The sequence below is a fragment of the Rhodococcus koreensis genome (assembly GCF_017068375.1).
Classification (GTDB): Bacteria; Actinomycetota; Actinomycetes; order Mycobacteriales; family Mycobacteriaceae; genus Rhodococcus_F; species Rhodococcus_F koreensis.
On record NZ_CP070609.1, the window covers coordinates 7,411,624 to 7,426,775 of the forward strand.

Here is a 15,152-nt window from a genome sequence, read left to right on the forward strand (position 1 = left end):
CGGCGGAGACAAAAACAATGACTGATACCAAGATCAAGGGAATCCTGGGCACCAAGCTCGGCATGACCCAGGTCTTCGACGAGAACAACCGGGTCGTTCCGGTCACCGTCGTGAAGGCCGGACCGAACGTCGTGACCCAGATTCGTACCGAAGAGCGTGACGGCTACAGCGCCGTGCAGCTCGCGTTCGGCGCCATCGACCCGCGCAAGGTGAACAAGCCGACTTCCGGCCAGTTCGCCAAGGCCGGCGTCACCCCGCGCCGCCACGTTGTGGAGCTCCGCGTTGCCGACACCTCGGAGTACGAGGTCGGCCAGGAACTTACCGCCGAGGTCTTCGAGGACGGCGCCTACGTCGACGTCACCGGAACCAGCAAGGGTAAGGGCTTCGCCGGAACCATGAAGCGCCACGGCTTCGCCGGTCAGGGTGCATCGCACGGTGCACAGGCCGTTCACCGTCGCCCCGGTTCCATCGGTGGTTGCGCCACTCCGGGCCGCGTGTTCAAGGGCATGCGCATGTCCGGCCGCATGGGTAGCGACCGCATCACGACGCAGAACCTCTCCGTTCACAAGGTGGACGCCGAGAACGGCCTGCTGCTGATCAAGGGTGCGATCCCCGGCCGCAAGGGTGGCCTCGTGATCGTCAAGAGTGCAGTGAAGGGTGGTGCACGAGCATGACCAGCACCGAGACATCGACGACCAAGCTGACGCTGGACGTCAAGGTCGCCGGCGGCAAGACCAACGGCACCGTCGATCTCCCCGCGGAGATCTTCGACGCGCCTGCCAACATCGCGCTTCTTCACCAGGTTGTCGTCGCGCAGCTCGCCGCTGCACGTCAGGGCACCCACTCCACCAAGACCCGCGGCGAGGTTCGCGGTGGTGGCAAGAAGCCGTACCGCCAGAAGGGCACCGGCCGCGCTCGTCAGGGCTCGACCCGTGCACCGCAGTTCGCCGGCGGTGGCACCGTCCACGGCCCGCAGCCGCGCGACTACAGCCAGCGGACCCCCAAGAAGATGAAGGCCGCCGCCCTGCGCGGAGCCCTCTCCGACCGGGCCCGCAACGAGCGCATCCACGTGATCACCGAACTGGTCGCCGGTCAGACTCCGTCCACGAAGTCCGCCCGCACCTTCCTCGGCGAGATCTCGGATCGCAAGAAGGTCCTGCTCGTCGTCGGACGCGCGGACATCGCGGCCTGGAAGAGCGTCCAGAATCTGGACGGCGTGCACCCCATCGCACCCGACCAGCTCAACACCTACGACGTGCTCAACAGCGATGACGTCGTGTTCAGCGTCGAGGCGCTCAACGCGTTCATCCACGGGCCCGCCGAGACCGCCCAGGAAGAGAACAAGGAGGAGGGCAAGTGAGCACCATCGCCGATCCCCGCGACATCCTGCTCGCCCCGGTCATCTCCGAGAAGTCCTACGGACTGATCGAGGAAGGCACCTACACCTTCCTGGTGCACCCGGACTCGAACAAGACGCAGATCAAGATTGCCGTCGAGAAGATCTTCGGCGTCACCGTGACCAGCGTCAACACCGCCAACCGTCAGGGCAAGCGCAAGCGGACCCGGTTCGGTTACGGCAAGCGCAAGGACACCAAGCGCGCGCTCGTGACCCTCTCGGCCGACAGCAAGCCCATCGAGATCTTCGGAGGACCGGTCGCGTAAGCGCCGGGACTTGACGAGACATAGAGGACGAGAAGACTCATGGCAATCCGTAAGTACAAGCCGACTACCCCGGGCCGTCGTGGCTCGAGCGTCTCGGACTTCGCCGAGATCACTCGGTCGACCCCCGAGAAGTCGCTGGTTCGCCCGCTCCACGGACGCGGTGGACGTAACGCACACGGTCGTATCACCACCCGGCACAAGGGTGGCGGACACAAGCGCGCCTACCGGCTGATCGATTTCCGTCGCAACGACAAGGACGGCGTGCCGGCCAAGGTCGCTCACATCGAGTACGACCCCAACCGCACCGCGCGTATCGCCCTGCTGCACTACGCGGACGGCGAGAAGCGCTACATCATCGCCCCCAAGGGCCTGTTCCAGGGTGCACCGGTCGAGTCCGGTGCCGGCGCCGACATCAAGCCCGGCAACAACCTGCCCCTGCGCAACATCCCGACGGGTACGACCATCCACGCGGTGGAACTCCGCCCGGGTGGCGGCGCCAAGATGGCCCGCTCGGCCGGATCCAGCATCCAGCTGCTCGGTAAGGAAGGCACCTACGCCACGCTGCGTATGCCGTCCGGCGAAATCCGTCGCGTCGACGTTCGCTGCCGCGCCTCGATCGGTGAGGTCGGCAACGCCGAACAGTCGAACATCAACTGGGGCAAGGCCGGCCGTATGCGCTGGAAGGGCAAGCGCCCGACCGTCCGTGGTGTCGTGATGAACCCGGTCGACCACCCGCACGGTGGTGGTGAGGGTAAGACCTCCGGTGGTCGCCACCCGGTCAGCCCGTGGGGCAAGCCCGAGGGCCGCACCCGCAAGAACAAGGCGAGCGACAAGCTCATTGTCCGTCGTCGCCGTACCGGCAAGAACAAGCGCTAGGAGGGAGTGAAGGATGCCACGCAGCCTCAAGAAGGGCCCGTTCGTCGATGACCACCTCCTCGCGAAGGTGGACGTGCAGAACGAAAAGGGAACCAAGCAGGTCATCAAGACCTGGTCCCGTCGTTCCACGATCATCCCGGACTTCATCGGCCACACGTTTGCGGTTCACGACGGCCGCAAGCACGTCCCCGTGTTCGTTTCCGACTCGATGGTCGGACACAAGCTCGGAGAGTTTGCACCGACCCGCACGTTCAAGGGTCACATCAAGGATGATCGGAAGGCGAAGAGGCGATGAGCAACACCGAAACCGCCAACCCGACCGCCAAGGCAGTAGCGCGCCACGTGCGCGTCACGCCGATGAAGGCGCGTCGCGTTGTGGACCTGGTCCGCGGGCGTTCGGTTGAAGACGCCCTGAACATCCTGAAGTTCGCGCCGCAGGCAGCGAGCGAGCCGGTCGCCAAGGTGATCGCCTCCGCAGCGGCCAACGCCGAGAACAACCTCGACCTCGACCCGAGCACGCTTGTCGTCGCCACGGCGTTCGTGGACGAGGGCGCGACCCTCAAGCGGTTCCAGCCGCGTGCACAGGGACGTGCGTTCCGTATCCGCAAGCGCACCAGTCACATCACCGTGATCGTGGAGAGCCTGCCGAAGACCGGAACATCGACCCGTAATCGCCGGAAGGGAAGTGCTCAGTAGTGGGCCAGAAAATCAACCCGCACGGCTTCCGCCTCGGCATCACCACCGACTGGAAGTCTCGCTGGTACGCAGACAAGCAGTACGCGGAGTACGTCAAGGAAGACGTCGCGATCCGTAAGCTCCTCGCCACCGGCATGGAGCGCGCGGGCATCGCGAAGGTCGAGATCGAGCGCACGCGTGACCGTGTTCGTGTCGACATCCACACCGCCCGCCCGGGCATCGTCATCGGCCGCCGCGGCGCCGAAGCCGATCGCATCCGTTCCGAGCTCGAGAAGCTGACCGGCAAGCAGGTCCAGCTGAACATCCTCGAGGTCAAGAACGCCGAGGCCGAGGCTCAGCTCGTCGCACAGGGTGTGGCCGAGCAGCTCTCGAACCGTGTCGCCTTCCGTCGCGCGATGCGCAAGGCCATCCAGTCGGCCATGCGTCAGCCCAACGTCAAGGGAATCCGCGTTCAGTGCTCCGGTCGTCTCGGCGGCGCCGAGATGTCCCGGTCGGAGTTCTACCGCGAAGGCCGTGTGCCGCTGCACACGCTTCGCGCGGACATCGACTACGGCCTCTACGAGGCCAAGACCACCTTCGGCCGCATCGGCGTGAAGGTCTGGATCTACAAGGGCGACATCGTCGGTGGCAAGCGTGAGCTCGCCGCCAACGTGGCTGCTCCCGCAGGCGACCGCCCGCGGCGTGAGCGTCCGAGCCGTCCCCGTCGCTCCGGTGCCACCGGCACCACCGCGACCAGCACCGAGGCCGGCCGCGCAGCGACCGCCACCGCCGATGCACCCGCTACGACTGAACAGAAGGAGGGCTGACGCATGTTGATCCCACGGCGGGTCAAGCACCGCAAGCAGCACCATCCGAGCCGTTCGGGTGCCGCCAAGGGTGGAACCCAGGTGACCTTCGGTGACTACGGCATCCAGGCTCTCGAGCCCGCCTACATCACCAACCGGCAGATCGAGTCCGCTCGTATCGCCATGACCCGGCACATCAAGCGTGGCGGCAAGATCTGGATCAACATCTTCCCGGATCGCCCCCTCACCAAGAAGCCGGCCGAAACCCGCATGGGTTCCGGTAAGGGTTCGCCCGAGTGGTGGATCGCGAACGTCAAGCCCGGTCGCGTGATGTTCGAAATGAGCTACCCCAATGAGGAGATCGCTCGTGAGGCCCTGCGTCGCGCGATGCACAAGCTCCCGTGCAAGTGCCGGATCGTGACAAGGGAGGAGCAGTTCTGATGGCTACTGGAACCCCAGCCGCAGAGCTCCGCGAGCTCACCGAAGAAGAGCTGGTCACCCGGCTTCGTGAGTCGAAGGAAGAGCTGTTCAACCTTCGTTTCCAGATGGCCACGGGTCAGATGGACAACAACCGTCGACTGCGTACCGTCCGTCACGAGATCGCGCGCATCTACACCGTTCTGCGTGAGCGTGAGCTCGGGCTGGCCGTCGGTCCGGACGCAGGTGACGCGGCATGAGTGAGGAAAAAGCAGTGAGCACTGAAGAGCGCGGCAGCCGTAAGGTCCGCACCGGATACGTCGTCTCCGACAAGATGGAGAAGACGATCGTGGTCGAGCTCGAGGACCGGGTCAAGCACCCGCTCTACGGCAAGATCATCCGGCGCACCAGCAAGGTGAAGGCGCACGACGAGAACGGCGTCGCAGGCATCGGTGACCGCGTGCAGCTGATGGAGACCCGTCCGCTGTCCGCGACCAAGCACTGGCGTCTCGTCGAGGTCCTCGAGAAGGCCAAGTAAGAAACCGAATAATGCATCCAGTACGATGGTGGGGTTGCCTTGCGGCAGACGCACGGCAACCCCACCGTTGTGCCGCCCACCCGGGCGGCCCCTCTCGCAGGGCACGGGTGCAGACCGCGCACGTCGGGTCGGAAATCTGCCGTGCAACAGTCCAGGTCAAGGAGAAGTAAGTGATTCAGCAGGAGTCGCGGCTGCGCGTCGCCGACAACACGGGTGCCAAGGAGATTCTCTGCATCCGCGTTCTCGGTGGTTCGTCTCGCCGCTACGCCGGGATCGGTGACATCATCGTCGCCACCGTCAAGGACGCCATCCCGGGTGGAAACATCAAGAAGGGCGAGGTCGTCAAGGCCGTCATCGTCCGCACCACCAAGGAACGCCGCCGTCCGGACGGGTCGTACATCAAGTTCGACGAGAACGCCGCCGTCCTCATCAAGCCGGACAACGATCCCCGTGGCACCCGCATCTTCGGCCCCGTCGGCCGTGAGCTGCGTGAGAAGAAGTTCATGAAGATCGTCTCGCTCGCCCCGGAGGTGCTGTGATGAAGGTGCACAAGGGTGACACCGTGCTGGTCATCGCCGGCAAGGACAAGGGCGCGAAGGGCAAGGTCATCCAGGCCTACCCCGCGACCAACAAGGTCCTCGTCGAAGGCGTGAACCGCATCAAGAAGCACACCGCGGTTTCCGCGAACGAGCGCGGAGCTTCCTCCGGCGGCATCGTCACGCAGGAAGCCCCGATCCACGTTTCCAACGTCGCGGTCGTCGACTCGGACGGCAACCCCACTCGCGTGGGGTACCGGACCGACGAAGAGTCCGGCAAGCGCGTTCGGATTTCCCGGAAGAACGGGAAGGACATCTGACATGACCTCCACTGAGAACAAGATCCAGCCGCGCCTGAAGACTCGCTACCGCGAGGAGATCAAGGCTGCGCTGAACACCGAGTTCGACTACGCCAACGTGATGCAGATCCCCGGCGTCGTCAAGGTCGTCGTCAACATGGGTGTCGGTGACGCCGCGCGCGACGCCAAGCTGATCAACGGTGCCGTCAACGATCTCGCTCTGATCACCGGTCAGAAGCCCGAGATCCGCAAGGCACGCAAGTCCATCGCGCAGTTCAAGCTCCGCGAGGGAATGCCGATCGGTGCCCGCGTCACGCTGCGTGGCGACCGCATGTGGGAGTTCCTGGACCGTCTCGTGTCCGTCGCGCTTCCCCGCATCAGGGACTTCCGCGGCCTGTCGGGCAACCAGTTCGACGGCAACGGCAACTACACGTTCGGCCTGAACGAGCAGTCGATGTTCCACGAGATCGACGTGGACAAGATCGACCGCCCGCGCGGCATGGACATCACCGTGGTGACCACCGCGACCAACAACGAAGAAGGCCGTGCCCTGCTGAAGCACCTCGGCTTCCCGTTCAAGGAGAACTGAGCTAATGGCTAAGAAGGCATTGGTCAACAAGGCCAACAAGAAGCCCAAGTTCGCGGTGCGCGCCTACACCCGCTGCCAGCGCTGCGGCCGTCCGCACTCGGTGTTCCGCAAGTTCGGCCTGTGCCGAATCTGCGTCCGTGAGATGGCGCACGCCGGCGAGCTGCCCGGCGTTCACAAGAGCTCCTGGTGAGCCGGTGACGCCGTCGCCGCAACGGCGACGGCGTCACCCCCACAGACTTCCGGTTCGTAACCTCGGACCGGGAAACGTAAGACCTACTTCGCGATAGGCCTGCGCCGGAAACGGCAGAGGGAACCGTTGTGAGAAAGGTAGAGGTCAACCTCATGACCATGACCGACCCCATCGCAGACTTCTTGACACGTCTGCGCAACGCCAACACGGCGTACCACGATGAGGTGAAGTTGCCCCACTCGAAGATCAAGGCGAACATCGCCGAGATCCTCAAGCGCGAGGGTTACATCGCCGACTACCGCACCGAAGACGCCGAGGTGGGCAAGACCCTCATCGTCGACCTGAAGTACGGCCCGAGCCGTGAGCGCAGCCTTGCCGGCGTGCGCCGCGTCTCCAAGCCCGGTCTGCGTGTGTACGCGAAGTCCACCAACCTGCCCAAGGTTCTGGGCGGCCTCGGCGTGGCGATCATTTCCACGTCCACCGGCCTGCTCACCGATCGCCAGGCGGCCAATCAAGGAGTGGGCGGGGAAGTCCTCGCCTACGTCTGGTAAGGGAGGCCACCACAATGTCGCGTATTGGAAAGATTCCCGTCACCGTCCCCGGCGGCGTCGACGTCTCGATCGACGGCCAGGACGTCACGGTCAAGGGTCCCAAGGGCTCGCTGGCCCTCACGATCTCCGAGCCGATTGCCATTGCGAAGAACGACGACGGCACGCTCAGCGTGACCCGTCCGGACGACGAGCGTCGCAGCCGCGCGCTGCACGGTCTGTCTCGCACCCTGGTGCAGAACCTCATCACCGGTGTCACCGACGGTTACACCACCAAGATGGAGATTCACGGCGTCGGTTACCGCGTTGCTCTGAAGGGCAAGGACCTCGAGTTCGCACTCGGCTACAGCCACCCGGTCCCGATCGAGGCTCCGGAAGGCATCACCTTCGCGGTCGAGTCGCCCACCAAGTTCTCGGTGTCGGGCATCGACAAGCAGAAGGTCGGGCAGATCTCGGCCAACATCCGTCGTCTCCGTCGTCCGGACCCGTACAAGGGCAAGGGCGTGCGTTACGAGGGTGAGCAGATCCGCCGCAAGGTCGGAAAGACGGGTAAGTGATATGAGCCAGACTGCAAACCAGAAAGCCAAGCGGGTTCCGCTCGGCAAGGATGCGTCCACGAAGCGTCGCCTGTCGAAGGTGCGTCGTCACTTCCGTCTCCGCAAGAAGGTCTCCGGCACGCCCGAGCGTCCCCGCTTGGTCGTCAACCGGTCCTCGCGCCACATCCACGTCCAGCTCGTGGACGACCTCGCAGGCCACACCCTGGCCGCGGCGTCGACCACCGAGGCCGACGTGCGTGCAGCGGACGGCGACAAGAAGGCCCTCAGTGCGAAGGTCGGTCAGCTGATCGCCGAGCGCGCGAAGGCAGCCGGTGTCGAGGCCGTCGTGTTCGACCACGGCGGACACGGCTACCACGGTCGCATCGCGGCCCTTGCGGACGCAGCTCGCGAAGGCGGGTTGAAGTTCTGATGACCAAGACCGAGTACATGAACGGAAGGACAGCCTGATGCCGGGACGTCAGAGGCGTGACGGCGGAAGCGGACCCGCCGGACAGAATGGCCCCAACACCGGGGACAACCGCGGCGGCGGCGACCGTCGTGGTGGCGGTCGCGACGATCGTCGCGGCGGACAGTCGGCCGAGAAGTCGAACCACATCGAGCGCGTCGTCACGATCAACCGCGTGTCGAAGGTCGTCAAGGGTGGTCGTCGCTTCAGCTTCACCGCTCTGGTGATCGTGGGCGACGGCAACGGACTGGTCGGCGTCGGCTACGGCAAGGCCAAGGAAGTTCCTGCGGCCATCCAGAAGGGCGTCGAGGAGGCTCGCAAGAGCTTCTTCCGCGTGCCGATGATCGGCAGCACCATCACGCACCCGATTCAGGGTGAGGCCGCAGCGGGCGTCGTCATGCTGCGTCCGGCAAGCCCCGGTACCGGTGTCATCGCCGGTGGCGCGGTGCGTGCCGTGCTGGAATGCGCCGGCATCCACGACATTCTGTCGAAGTCGCTCGGTAGCGACAACGCCATCAATGTTGTGCATGCGACCGTCGCTGCGCTCAAGGGCCTGCAGCGCCCCGAGGAAGTTGCCGCTCGCCGCGGTCTCGCCCTCGAGGACGTTGCCCCCGCCGGCATGCTGCGTGCGCGCGCACAGGCTGGGAGCGTGAAGTAATGGCCGAACTCAAGGTCACTCAGATCAAGAGCACCATCGGTACCAAGCAGAACCAGCGGAACTCGCTGCGCACCCTCGGCTTGAAGGGCATCCGTCAGACGGTTGTCCGCGAGGACAATGCCCAGAACCGCGGTCTGATCAACGTGGTGCGCCACCTCGTCACAGTTGAGGAGGTCTAACCATGACCATCAAACTGCATCACCTGCGCCCCGCGCCGGGAGCCAAGTCGGACAAGATTCGCGTCGGTCGTGGTGAAGGCGGCAAGCGCGGCAAGACCGCAGGTCGCGGCACGAAGGGCACCAAGGCCCGCAAGAACGTGCCCGCCGCCTTCGAGGGTGGACAGATGCCGCTGCACATGCGTCTGCCCAAGCTCAAGGGTTTCACCAACCCGTTCCGCACCGAGTACCAGGTCGTCAACGTCGGCGACATCGCCCGTCTGTTCCCCGAAGGTGGACAGGTCACGGTCGAGGACCTCGTTGCCAAGGGTGCCGTTCGCAAGAACCAGCTCGTCAAGGTTCTCGGCGACGGCGACCTGACTGTCGCCGTCCAGGTGACGGTCGACAAGTTCACCGGCTCCGCCAAGGAGAAGATCGCTGCTGCCGGTGGTACCGCCACCGAGCTGTGAGCTATCACCGCTAGCCAGTAGATGGCCGCAGTACAGCCTCGCGCTGTACTGCGGCCATTTGCGGCTGTACGGGAAGCACTGCCGCAGGTCTCCCAACTGTGCGTTCAGTTGCCACTGTTAGAGTTCTAGAGTTCATTCACGGACAAGTCGGTTACGACTTCGTCTCCCCACCGTCGTGCCAGGAGGATCTTTGCTTTCCGCCTTCGTCTCGGCCCTCAGGACCCCGGACCTGAGGCGGAAGATCCTCATCGCGCTCGGTCTCGTTGCGCTGTATCGCATCGGCGCGGTGATCCCGTCGCCGGGTGTCGACTACGGCAACGTCCGATCGTGCGTCGATCAGCTGTCGGGCGGCGACTCCGCGGGCATCTACTCGCTGATCAACCTGTTCTCCGGCGGTGCACTGCTGCAGCTGTCCATCTTCGCGATCGGCATCATGCCGTACATCACGGCCAGCATCATCGTCCAGCTGTTGACGGTCGTCATTCCGAAGTTCGAGGAACTCCGGAAGGAAGGCCAGTCCGGCCAGGCGAAGATGACGCAGTACACGCGCTATCTGTCGATCGCCCTGGCGATCCTGCAGGCCACCGGCATCGTGGCGCTCGCGTCGCGCGGCCAGCTGCTGCAGGGATGCCAGGAAGAGATCATCGCCGACAAGAGCATCTTCGGCCTCGTGATCATCGTGCTGGTCATGACCGCGGGCGCTGCCCTCGTCATGTGGTTCGGCGAGGTCATCACCGAGCGCGGCGTCGGCAACGGCATGTCGCTGCTGATCTTCTCGGGTATCGCGTCCCGCCTGCCGTCCGAGGGCAAGGCCATCCTGGACAGCCGCGGGGGACTGATCTTCGCGATCATCTGCGTCGCGGCGCTCGCCATCATCGCCGGCGTGGTCTTCGTCGAGCAGGGCCAGCGGCGCATCCCGGTGCAGTACGCCAAGCGCATGGTCGGCCGCAAGATGTACGGCGGTTCGTCGACGTACCTGCCGCTGAAGGTCAACCAGGCCGGCATCATCCCGGTCATCTTCGCGTCCTCGCTGCTGTACCTGCCGAACCTCATCGCGCAGCTCACCGGTGCCACGTCGTCCGCCGACCCCAGCTGGTGGCAGCGGATCATCAACGAGTACCTGGTGAATCCGAACAACCCGGTGTACATCGTGATCTACTTCGCGCTGATCGTGTTCTTCGTGTTCTTCTACGTCGCGATCACGTTCAATCCGGAAGAGCGCGCGGACGAGATGAAGAAGTTCGGCGGCTTCATCCCCGGTATCCGCCCGGGTCGCCCCACCGCGGACTACCTGAATTACGTGCTCAACCGCATCACCGTTCCCGGCTCGATCTACCTCGGCCTGATCGCGGTGCTGCCCCACTTCTTCCTGTCCGGAAGCCAGACCTCCAGCAGCATCTTCGGTGGTGCGGCCGTGCTGATTCTCGTCAGCGTCGCCCTGGACACGGTCAAGCAGATCGAAAGTCAATTGATGCAACGTAACTACGAAGGGTTCCTCAAGTGAGACTTGTCCTCCTTGGTCCTCCCGGTGCAGGCAAGGGCACCCAGGCCGCGATTCTGTCCGAGAAGCTCGGCGTCCCGCACATCTCCACGGGCGACCTGTTCCGCGCGAACATCGGCCAGGCCACCCCTCTCGGCCTCGAGGCGAAGAAGTACCTGGACGCCGGGGACCTGGTTCCCAGCGAGATCACCAACAACATGGTGAAGGCCCGCGTCGGCGAGCCTGATGCGGCCAACGGTTTCCTGCTGGACGGCTTCCCCCGGACCGTCGACCAGGCCCAGGCGCTCGAGGCGATCCTGGCCGAGCTGAACACCAAGCTCGACGCAGTGCTGTCGTTCATCGTCGACGAAGACGTCGTGGTCGAGCGGATGCTGGCCCGTGGCCGCGCGGACGACAAGGAGGACGTCATCCGCAACCGGCTCCGGGTGTACCGCGAGGAGACCGCGCCGCTGCTCGATTACTACAAGGAGCAGCTGGTGACCGTCGACGCCCTCGGTGAGGTCGACGAGGTCAACGCTCGCGCACTGGCAGCGCTGGGCAAGTAATGGGCTTCGGGCGTAAACGCAAGGTCGTTCCGTTCCGGACCGCGGGCGAGCTGGACGCGATGGCGGCCGCCGGTGCCATCGTCGGTGCGGCTCTCGTCGCGGTCCGCGAAGCGGCGAAGCCGGGTGTGAGCACGCTCGAACTCGACGAGGTGGCCGAGTCGGTCATCCGCGGCGCAGGCGCCGTGCCGTCGTTCAAGGGCTACCACGGGTTCAGCGGGTCGATCTGTTCGTCCGTGAACGATCGCGTGGTGCACGGGATTCCCTCGGCAGAAGACATTCTCGCCGAGGGAGACCTCGTCTCCATCGATTGCGGCGCCATTCTCGACGGCTGGCACGGCGATTCTGCGTGGACCTTCGGTGTCGGCGACATCATCGAAGCGGACCAGCAACTCAGCGAGGCCACCCGGCTGTCGATGGAGGCGGGCATCGCGGCCATGCTGGCCGGCAACCGGCTCACCGACATCTCGCATGCCATCGAACTCGGTACCCGCGCCGCCGAGGTCGCGCACGACCGCAAGTACGGCATCGTCGACGGTTACGGCGGTCACGGCATCGGCCGCGAAATGCACATGGAGCCGTTCCTCGCCAACGAGGGAGCCCCGGGCAAGGGACCCCAGCTGGTGGTCGGATCCGTTCTCGCGATCGAACCGATGCTGACCCTCGGGACCACGGATACCGTTGTCCTCGAGGATGATTGGACCGTCGTCACCACGGACGGCACTCGTGCCGCGCATTGGGAGCACACCGTCGCGGTCACCGAGGACGGGCCGCGCATCCTCACCCTGCGTCCGGAGTAGCGAGCGCCCGCGGGCGCGGGCCTACACGTCGATCAGCAGCGTCACCGGACCGTCGTTGACGAGGCTGATCTCCATGTGTTCGCCGAACACACCCGTCTCGACGGTGGCGCCCAGCTCGCGCAGGGCGCCGGTGAATTCGTCCACCAGTGGTTCCGCCACGGGCCTCGGCGCCGCGGCGGACCAGGACGGGCGCCTGCCCCGGCGGGTGTCCGCCATCAGCGTGAACTGACTGGCGACGAGCACCGGGGCGTCGAGGTCGGCGGCGGACTGCTCGTTCTCCAGGATGCGCATGGTCCACACCTTCTTCGCGAGCAGAGCCGCCTTCGCCGCGTCGTCCGTGTGGGTGACGCCGATCAGGACGAGCAGCCCGTGGCCGCCGGCCGGGGGAGTGATCCGTCCCACCTCGTCGCCGTCGACCCGGACCGACGCGGACGTCACTCGCTGTACCAGGGCGCGCACGCACACCATCCTTCGAGTCGTGACCGGTGGGGTTCGGAAGCGGAATTCTCGCCGGGCGGGCGGGTCCGCCGGGGACCGCATTTGGCCTGGTGAGCAATTTCCCGTAACATGGATCAACGGTGCGCTATGCGTGCCGGTTGTCTGCGTGCCCAGTGCCGGATTCGATCCGGATTGTTCATGTTTCGGCCGGTGAAGATCCCATTGGGCGCCACGGTAACGGAAACAGATGCAATAAGCACGCCAAACCACATGGATCGCGGAGGATATGGCTAAGAAAGACGGGGCCATCGAGGTCGAGGGACGAGTAGTCGAGCCGCTGCCCAATGCGATGTTCCGCATTGAGCTCGAGAACGGCCACAAGGTTCTCGCCCACATCAGCGGAAAGATGCGTCAGCACTACATTCGCATCCTCCCGGAAGATCGCGTTGTCGTGGAGCTGTCGCCCTACGACTTGTCGCGCGGACGCATCGTTTACCGGTACAAGTAAAAGCTTCCCCGCCCGACCAGGTCGGGGAGAAGTACGTCCGCTGCGGATCTGCGTAGTGGGCTGCCACAAAACAGGAGATCAGAAGACGTGAAGGTTCAGCCGAGCGTCAAGAAGATCTGCGAAAAGTGCAAGGTGATCCGTCGTAACGGCCGGGTCATGGTGATCTGCGAGAACCTGCGCCACAAGCAGCGTCAGGGCTAGATCTCCGCTTTTCGAGGATCTGCTTGGCAACAAGCAAAGATGACCTCCCAGCACCAGCCAGTACCCACGGCTCTCGAGCAGGTACTGGTTCACCCCCGGCACGGAGGCCGGGGCCCCACTGAGTTAGTTGAAGCATCGCCGGTCGCGAGACCGCCGACGTTTGAAGAGGCACAGGGGATGGACTGGGAGCAGACCTCCGCACACCGATAGGAATGCCGACATGGCACGTCTCGCAGGTGTCGATCTTCCCCGTGAAAAGCGGATGGAGATCGCACTTACTTACATCTACGGCATCGGCCGTACCCGCTCCAAGGAGATCCTGGACGCCACCGGCGTCAGCCCGGATCTGCGGAGCAAGGATCTCTCGGACGAGGATCTGGCCAAGCTCCGCGAGTACATCGAGGAGTCGCTGAAGGTCGAGGGTGACCTTCGCCGCGAGGTCCAGGCCGACATCCGACGCAAGATCGAGATCGGCTGCTACCAGGGCTTGCGCCACCGTCGTGGTCTGCCCGTGCGTGGTCAGCGCACCAAGACCAACGCCCGCACCCGTAAGGGTCCGAAGCGCACCATTGCAGGCAAGAAGAAGGCGAAGTAATGCCCCCCAAGTCACGTGGCACCGGTCCGAAGAAGACCCAGAAGGCGCGTCGCAGGGACAAGAAGAACGTCCCGCACGGCGCCGCTCACATCAAGAGCACGTTCAACAACACCATCGTGTCCATCACGGACCCCGCCGGAAACGTGATTTCCTGGGCGTCCTCGGGACACGTCGGCTTCAAGGGTTCGCGTAAGTCGACCCCGTTCGCCGCCCAGCTGGCCGCAGAGAACGCAGCCCGCAAGGCGCAGGAGCACGGCGTCAAGAAGGTCGACGTCTTCGTCAAGGGCCCCGGCTCCGGCCGTGAGACCGCGATCCGCTCGCTTCAGGCCGCAGGCCTCGAGGTCGGCACCATCTCCGATGTCACCCCCCAGCCGCACAACGGCTGCCGTCCGCCCAAGCGGCGTCGGGTCTAGCGGGAAGGATAGGTAGAAAAAAATGGCACGTTATACCGGACCCATCACCCGCAAGTCGCGTCGTCTGCGCGTCGACCTCGTTGGAGGCGACCAGGCGTTCGAGCGTCGTCCCTACCCGCCGGGCCAGCACGGCCGCGCGCGGATCAAGGAGAGCGAGTACCTGCTCCAGCTGCAGGAGAAGCAGAAGGCTCGCTTCACCTACGGCGTCATGGAGAAGCAGTTCCGCCTGTACTACAAGGAGGCGAACAACCGCCCCGGTAAGACCGGTGAGAACCTGCTCCGCATCCTGGAGTCGCGTCTCGACAACGTCGTGTACCGCGCCGGACTGGCTCGCACCCGCCGCCAGGCCCGTCAGCTGGTCACGCACGGTCACCTTCTCGTGAACAACAAGAAGGTCGACATCCCCAGCTACCGCGTCTCGCAGTACGACATCATCGATGTCAAGGACAAGTCGCTGTCGACGCTTCCCTTCCAGGTTGCGCGCGAGACCCAGGGCGATCGCCCGATCCCGGGTTGGCTGCAGGTTGTCGGTGGACGTCTCCGGGTTCTGGTTCACCAGCTTCCCGAGCGTGCGCAGATCGACGTTCCTCTGCAGGAACAGCTCATCGTCGAGTACTACTCGAAGTAGGCCTGTCGGCTCGTGCGCCTTTCCGGTAGTTCCGACTACCGGAAAGGCGCACGGGCACGAAGTGCCTTTCCCATCGTGGGCGTCAAATAGCGGACGCCCGTACAG

General features: G+C 64.7%; 29 protein-coding genes. 28 read left to right on the top strand and 1 reads right to left on the bottom strand.

What is annotated here, in order from left to right; genetic code table 11:
• The first annotated feature begins 17 nt into the window (after positions 1–17).
• The 23 genes from rplC (at position 18) to map (ending at position 12,264) form a co-directional block, all read left to right on the top strand.
• Positions 18–674, top strand: coding sequence for a 50S ribosomal protein L3 (rplC, locus tag JWS14_RS33390; RefSeq protein ID WP_009479366.1), 657 nt, complete (start codon positions 18–20; stop codon positions 672–674).
• Entirely contained in the window at positions 671–1,360 is a 690-nt protein-coding gene (gene rplD / locus JWS14_RS33395; RefSeq protein ID WP_072945699.1) for a 50S ribosomal protein L4, read from the top strand. Before rplC ends, rplD begins: the two co-directional genes overlap by 4 nt.
• Positions 1,357–1,662 carry a 50S ribosomal protein L23 gene (gene rplW / locus JWS14_RS33400; RefSeq protein ID WP_005239632.1) on the top strand — a complete coding sequence of 102 codons (306 nt, stop codon included), beginning with the start codon at positions 1,357–1,359 and terminating at the stop codon, positions 1,660–1,662. The genes rplD and rplW overlap by 4 nt, the downstream gene beginning before the upstream one ends.
• 39 nt (positions 1,663–1,701) lie before the next feature.
• Complete coding sequence (gene rplB / locus JWS14_RS33405) at positions 1,702–2,538, top strand: 50S ribosomal protein L2 (RefSeq protein ID WP_015889918.1); 837 nt, start codon at positions 1,702–1,704, stop codon at positions 2,536–2,538.
• A gap of 13 nt (positions 2,539–2,551) precedes the next feature.
• On the top strand, positions 2,552–2,833 hold the full coding sequence (rpsS, locus tag JWS14_RS33410) for a 30S ribosomal protein S19 (RefSeq protein WP_003940820.1): 282 nt from the start codon (positions 2,552–2,554) through the stop codon (positions 2,831–2,833).
• On the top strand, positions 2,830–3,234 hold the full coding sequence (gene rplV, locus JWS14_RS33415) for a 50S ribosomal protein L22 (RefSeq protein WP_005239634.1): 405 nt from the start codon (positions 2,830–2,832) through the stop codon (positions 3,232–3,234). Before rpsS ends, rplV begins: the two co-directional genes overlap by 4 nt.
• On the top strand, positions 3,234–4,040 hold the full coding sequence (gene rpsC / locus JWS14_RS33420; protein WP_005239635.1) for a 30S ribosomal protein S3: 807 nt from the start codon (positions 3,234–3,236) through the stop codon (positions 4,038–4,040). Before rplV ends, rpsC begins: the two co-directional genes overlap by 1 nt.
• A gap of 3 nt (positions 4,041–4,043) precedes the next feature.
• The gene (gene rplP / locus JWS14_RS33425; RefSeq protein ID WP_005239636.1) at positions 4,044–4,460 is read left to right on the top strand and encodes a 50S ribosomal protein L16; all 417 of its coding nucleotides are present in this window, start codon (positions 4,044–4,046) and stop codon (positions 4,458–4,460) included.
• On the top strand, positions 4,460–4,696 hold the full coding sequence (rpmC, locus tag JWS14_RS33430) for a 50S ribosomal protein L29 (protein WP_005239637.1): 237 nt from the start codon (positions 4,460–4,462) through the stop codon (positions 4,694–4,696). The genes rplP and rpmC overlap by 1 nt, the downstream gene beginning before the upstream one ends.
• Positions 4,693–4,974 carry a 30S ribosomal protein S17 gene (gene rpsQ, locus JWS14_RS33435; protein ID WP_005239638.1) on the top strand — a complete coding sequence of 94 codons (282 nt, stop codon included), beginning with the start codon at positions 4,693–4,695 and terminating at the stop codon, positions 4,972–4,974. The genes rpmC and rpsQ overlap by 4 nt, the downstream gene beginning before the upstream one ends.
• Positions 4,975–5,144: 170 nt before the next feature.
• Complete coding sequence (rplN, locus tag JWS14_RS33440) at positions 5,145–5,513, top strand: 50S ribosomal protein L14 (protein WP_005239639.1); 369 nt, start codon at positions 5,145–5,147, stop codon at positions 5,511–5,513.
• Positions 5,513–5,830 carry a 50S ribosomal protein L24 gene (rplX, locus tag JWS14_RS33445; protein WP_005239640.1) on the top strand — a complete coding sequence of 106 codons (318 nt, stop codon included), beginning with the start codon at positions 5,513–5,515 and terminating at the stop codon, positions 5,828–5,830. The genes rplN and rplX overlap by 1 nt, the downstream gene beginning before the upstream one ends.
• A 1-nt stretch (position 5,831) precedes the next feature.
• Positions 5,832–6,398 carry a 50S ribosomal protein L5 gene (gene rplE, locus JWS14_RS33450; RefSeq protein ID WP_005239642.1) on the top strand — a complete coding sequence of 189 codons (567 nt, stop codon included), beginning with the start codon at positions 5,832–5,834 and terminating at the stop codon, positions 6,396–6,398.
• A 4-nt stretch (positions 6,399–6,402) separates the two neighbouring features.
• Positions 6,403–6,588 (top strand): type Z 30S ribosomal protein S14, encoded by a 186-nt coding sequence (locus JWS14_RS33455; RefSeq protein ID WP_005239644.1) that lies wholly within the window; start codon positions 6,403–6,405, stop codon positions 6,586–6,588.
• Positions 6,589–6,740: 152 nt separating this feature from the next.
• Positions 6,741–7,139, top strand: a complete 399-nt coding sequence (rpsH, locus tag JWS14_RS33460) for a 30S ribosomal protein S8 (protein ID WP_005239657.1) — start codon at positions 6,741–6,743, stop codon at positions 7,137–7,139.
• A gap of 14 nt (positions 7,140–7,153) precedes the next feature.
• Positions 7,154–7,693, top strand: coding sequence for a 50S ribosomal protein L6 (rplF, locus tag JWS14_RS33465; protein ID WP_009479371.1), 540 nt, complete (start codon positions 7,154–7,156; stop codon positions 7,691–7,693).
• 1 nt (position 7,694) lies between these two features.
• Positions 7,695–8,102 carry a 50S ribosomal protein L18 gene (gene rplR / locus JWS14_RS33470; protein WP_095860921.1) on the top strand — a complete coding sequence of 136 codons (408 nt, stop codon included), beginning with the start codon at positions 7,695–7,697 and terminating at the stop codon, positions 8,100–8,102.
• A gap of 37 nt (positions 8,103–8,139) precedes the next feature.
• Complete coding sequence (gene rpsE, locus JWS14_RS33475; RefSeq protein ID WP_072945703.1) at positions 8,140–8,796, top strand: 30S ribosomal protein S5; 657 nt, start codon at positions 8,140–8,142, stop codon at positions 8,794–8,796.
• Positions 8,796–8,975, top strand: coding sequence for a 50S ribosomal protein L30 (gene rpmD / locus JWS14_RS33480; protein ID WP_005253859.1), 180 nt, complete (start codon positions 8,796–8,798; stop codon positions 8,973–8,975). Before rpsE ends, rpmD begins: the two co-directional genes overlap by 1 nt.
• 2 nt (positions 8,976–8,977) lie before the next feature.
• Entirely contained in the window at positions 8,978–9,421 is a 444-nt protein-coding gene (gene rplO / locus JWS14_RS33485) for a 50S ribosomal protein L15 (RefSeq protein ID WP_005239667.1), read from the top strand.
• A 190-nt stretch (positions 9,422–9,611) separates the two neighbouring features.
• On the top strand, positions 9,612–10,925 hold the full coding sequence (gene secY, locus JWS14_RS33490; protein ID WP_072945705.1) for a preprotein translocase subunit SecY: 1,314 nt from the start codon (positions 9,612–9,614) through the stop codon (positions 10,923–10,925).
• Entirely contained in the window at positions 10,922–11,467 is a 546-nt protein-coding gene (locus JWS14_RS33495; RefSeq protein ID WP_072945707.1) for an adenylate kinase, read from the top strand. Before secY ends, JWS14_RS33495 begins: the two co-directional genes overlap by 4 nt.
• The gene (gene map, locus JWS14_RS33500; protein ID WP_072945709.1) at positions 11,467–12,264 is read left to right on the top strand and encodes a type I methionyl aminopeptidase; all 798 of its coding nucleotides are present in this window, start codon (positions 11,467–11,469) and stop codon (positions 12,262–12,264) included. Before JWS14_RS33495 ends, map begins: the two co-directional genes overlap by 1 nt.
• Positions 12,265–12,285: 21 nt before the next feature.
• On the opposite strand, the gene dtd is transcribed toward map, so the two are convergent.
• Positions 12,286–12,723, bottom strand: a complete 438-nt coding sequence (dtd, locus tag JWS14_RS33505) for a D-aminoacyl-tRNA deacylase (RefSeq protein WP_095861073.1) — start codon at positions 12,721–12,723, stop codon at positions 12,286–12,288.
• A gap of 265 nt (positions 12,724–12,988) precedes the next feature.
• On the opposite strand from dtd, the gene infA reads away from it, so the two are divergent.
• From infA to rpsD, 5 genes are all read left to right on the top strand, one after another.
• Entirely contained in the window at positions 12,989–13,210 is a 222-nt protein-coding gene (gene infA / locus JWS14_RS33510) for a translation initiation factor IF-1 (protein ID WP_003418601.1), read from the top strand.
• 87 nt (positions 13,211–13,297) lie between these two features.
• Positions 13,298–13,411: a 50S ribosomal protein L36 gene (rpmJ, locus tag JWS14_RS33515; protein ID WP_003938068.1), complete on the top strand. Its 114-nt coding sequence runs from the start codon at positions 13,298–13,300 to the stop codon at positions 13,409–13,411.
• Between the two features lie 220 nt (positions 13,412–13,631).
• A complete protein-coding gene (rpsM, locus tag JWS14_RS33520) occupies positions 13,632–14,006 on the top strand; it encodes a 30S ribosomal protein S13 (protein WP_005239677.1) in 375 nt (124 codons plus the stop codon).
• On the top strand, positions 14,006–14,419 hold the full coding sequence (gene rpsK / locus JWS14_RS33525) for a 30S ribosomal protein S11 (RefSeq protein ID WP_009479376.1): 414 nt from the start codon (positions 14,006–14,008) through the stop codon (positions 14,417–14,419). Before rpsM ends, rpsK begins: the two co-directional genes overlap by 1 nt.
• Before the next feature lie 22 nt (positions 14,420–14,441).
• Positions 14,442–15,047 (top strand): 30S ribosomal protein S4, encoded by a 606-nt coding sequence (gene rpsD / locus JWS14_RS33530; RefSeq protein ID WP_005239683.1) that lies wholly within the window; start codon positions 14,442–14,444, stop codon positions 15,045–15,047.
• The last annotated feature ends 105 nt before the right edge of the window (positions 15,048–15,152 follow it).

Excerpts from the sequence above, each read along its gene's own strand:
- rplC (WP_009479366.1), top strand. The coding sequence starts at position 18 with ATGACTGATACCAAGATCAAGGGAATCCTGGGCACCAAGCTCGGCATG.
- rplD (WP_072945699.1), top strand. The coding sequence starts at position 671 with ATGACCAGCACCGAGACATCGACGACCAAGCTGACGCTGGACGTCAAG.
- rplB (WP_015889918.1), top strand. The coding sequence starts at position 1,702 with ATGGCAATCCGTAAGTACAAGCCGACTACCCCGGGCCGTCGTGGCTCG.
- rpsS (WP_003940820.1), top strand. The coding sequence starts at position 2,552 with ATGCCACGCAGCCTCAAGAAGGGCCCGTTCGTCGATGACCACCTCCTC.
- rplV (WP_005239634.1), top strand. The coding sequence starts at position 2,830 with ATGAGCAACACCGAAACCGCCAACCCGACCGCCAAGGCAGTAGCGCGC.
- rplP (WP_005239636.1), top strand. The coding sequence starts at position 4,044 with ATGTTGATCCCACGGCGGGTCAAGCACCGCAAGCAGCACCATCCGAGC.
- rpmC (WP_005239637.1), top strand. The coding sequence starts at position 4,460 with ATGGCTACTGGAACCCCAGCCGCAGAGCTCCGCGAGCTCACCGAAGAA.
- rpsQ (WP_005239638.1), top strand. The coding sequence starts at position 4,693 with ATGAGTGAGGAAAAAGCAGTGAGCACTGAAGAGCGCGGCAGCCGTAAG.
- rplX (WP_005239640.1), top strand. The coding sequence starts at position 5,513 with ATGAAGGTGCACAAGGGTGACACCGTGCTGGTCATCGCCGGCAAGGAC.
- rplE (WP_005239642.1), top strand. The coding sequence starts at position 5,832 with ATGACCTCCACTGAGAACAAGATCCAGCCGCGCCTGAAGACTCGCTAC.
- JWS14_RS33455 (WP_005239644.1), top strand. The coding sequence starts at position 6,403 with ATGGCTAAGAAGGCATTGGTCAACAAGGCCAACAAGAAGCCCAAGTTC.
- rpsH (WP_005239657.1), top strand. The coding sequence starts at position 6,741 with ATGACCATGACCGACCCCATCGCAGACTTCTTGACACGTCTGCGCAAC.
- rplF (WP_009479371.1), top strand. The coding sequence starts at position 7,154 with ATGTCGCGTATTGGAAAGATTCCCGTCACCGTCCCCGGCGGCGTCGAC.
- rplR (WP_095860921.1), top strand. The coding sequence starts at position 7,695 with ATGAGCCAGACTGCAAACCAGAAAGCCAAGCGGGTTCCGCTCGGCAAG.
- rpsE (WP_072945703.1), top strand. The coding sequence starts at position 8,140 with ATGCCGGGACGTCAGAGGCGTGACGGCGGAAGCGGACCCGCCGGACAG.
- rpmD (WP_005253859.1), top strand. The coding sequence starts at position 8,796 with ATGGCCGAACTCAAGGTCACTCAGATCAAGAGCACCATCGGTACCAAG.
- rplO (WP_005239667.1), top strand. The coding sequence starts at position 8,978 with ATGACCATCAAACTGCATCACCTGCGCCCCGCGCCGGGAGCCAAGTCG.
- map (WP_072945709.1), top strand. The coding sequence starts at position 11,467 with ATGGGCTTCGGGCGTAAACGCAAGGTCGTTCCGTTCCGGACCGCGGGC.
- infA (WP_003418601.1), top strand. The coding sequence starts at position 12,989 with ATGGCTAAGAAAGACGGGGCCATCGAGGTCGAGGGACGAGTAGTCGAG.
- rpsM (WP_005239677.1), top strand. The coding sequence starts at position 13,632 with ATGGCACGTCTCGCAGGTGTCGATCTTCCCCGTGAAAAGCGGATGGAG.
- rpsK (WP_009479376.1), top strand. The coding sequence starts at position 14,006 with ATGCCCCCCAAGTCACGTGGCACCGGTCCGAAGAAGACCCAGAAGGCG.
- rpsD (WP_005239683.1), top strand. The coding sequence starts at position 14,442 with ATGGCACGTTATACCGGACCCATCACCCGCAAGTCGCGTCGTCTGCGC.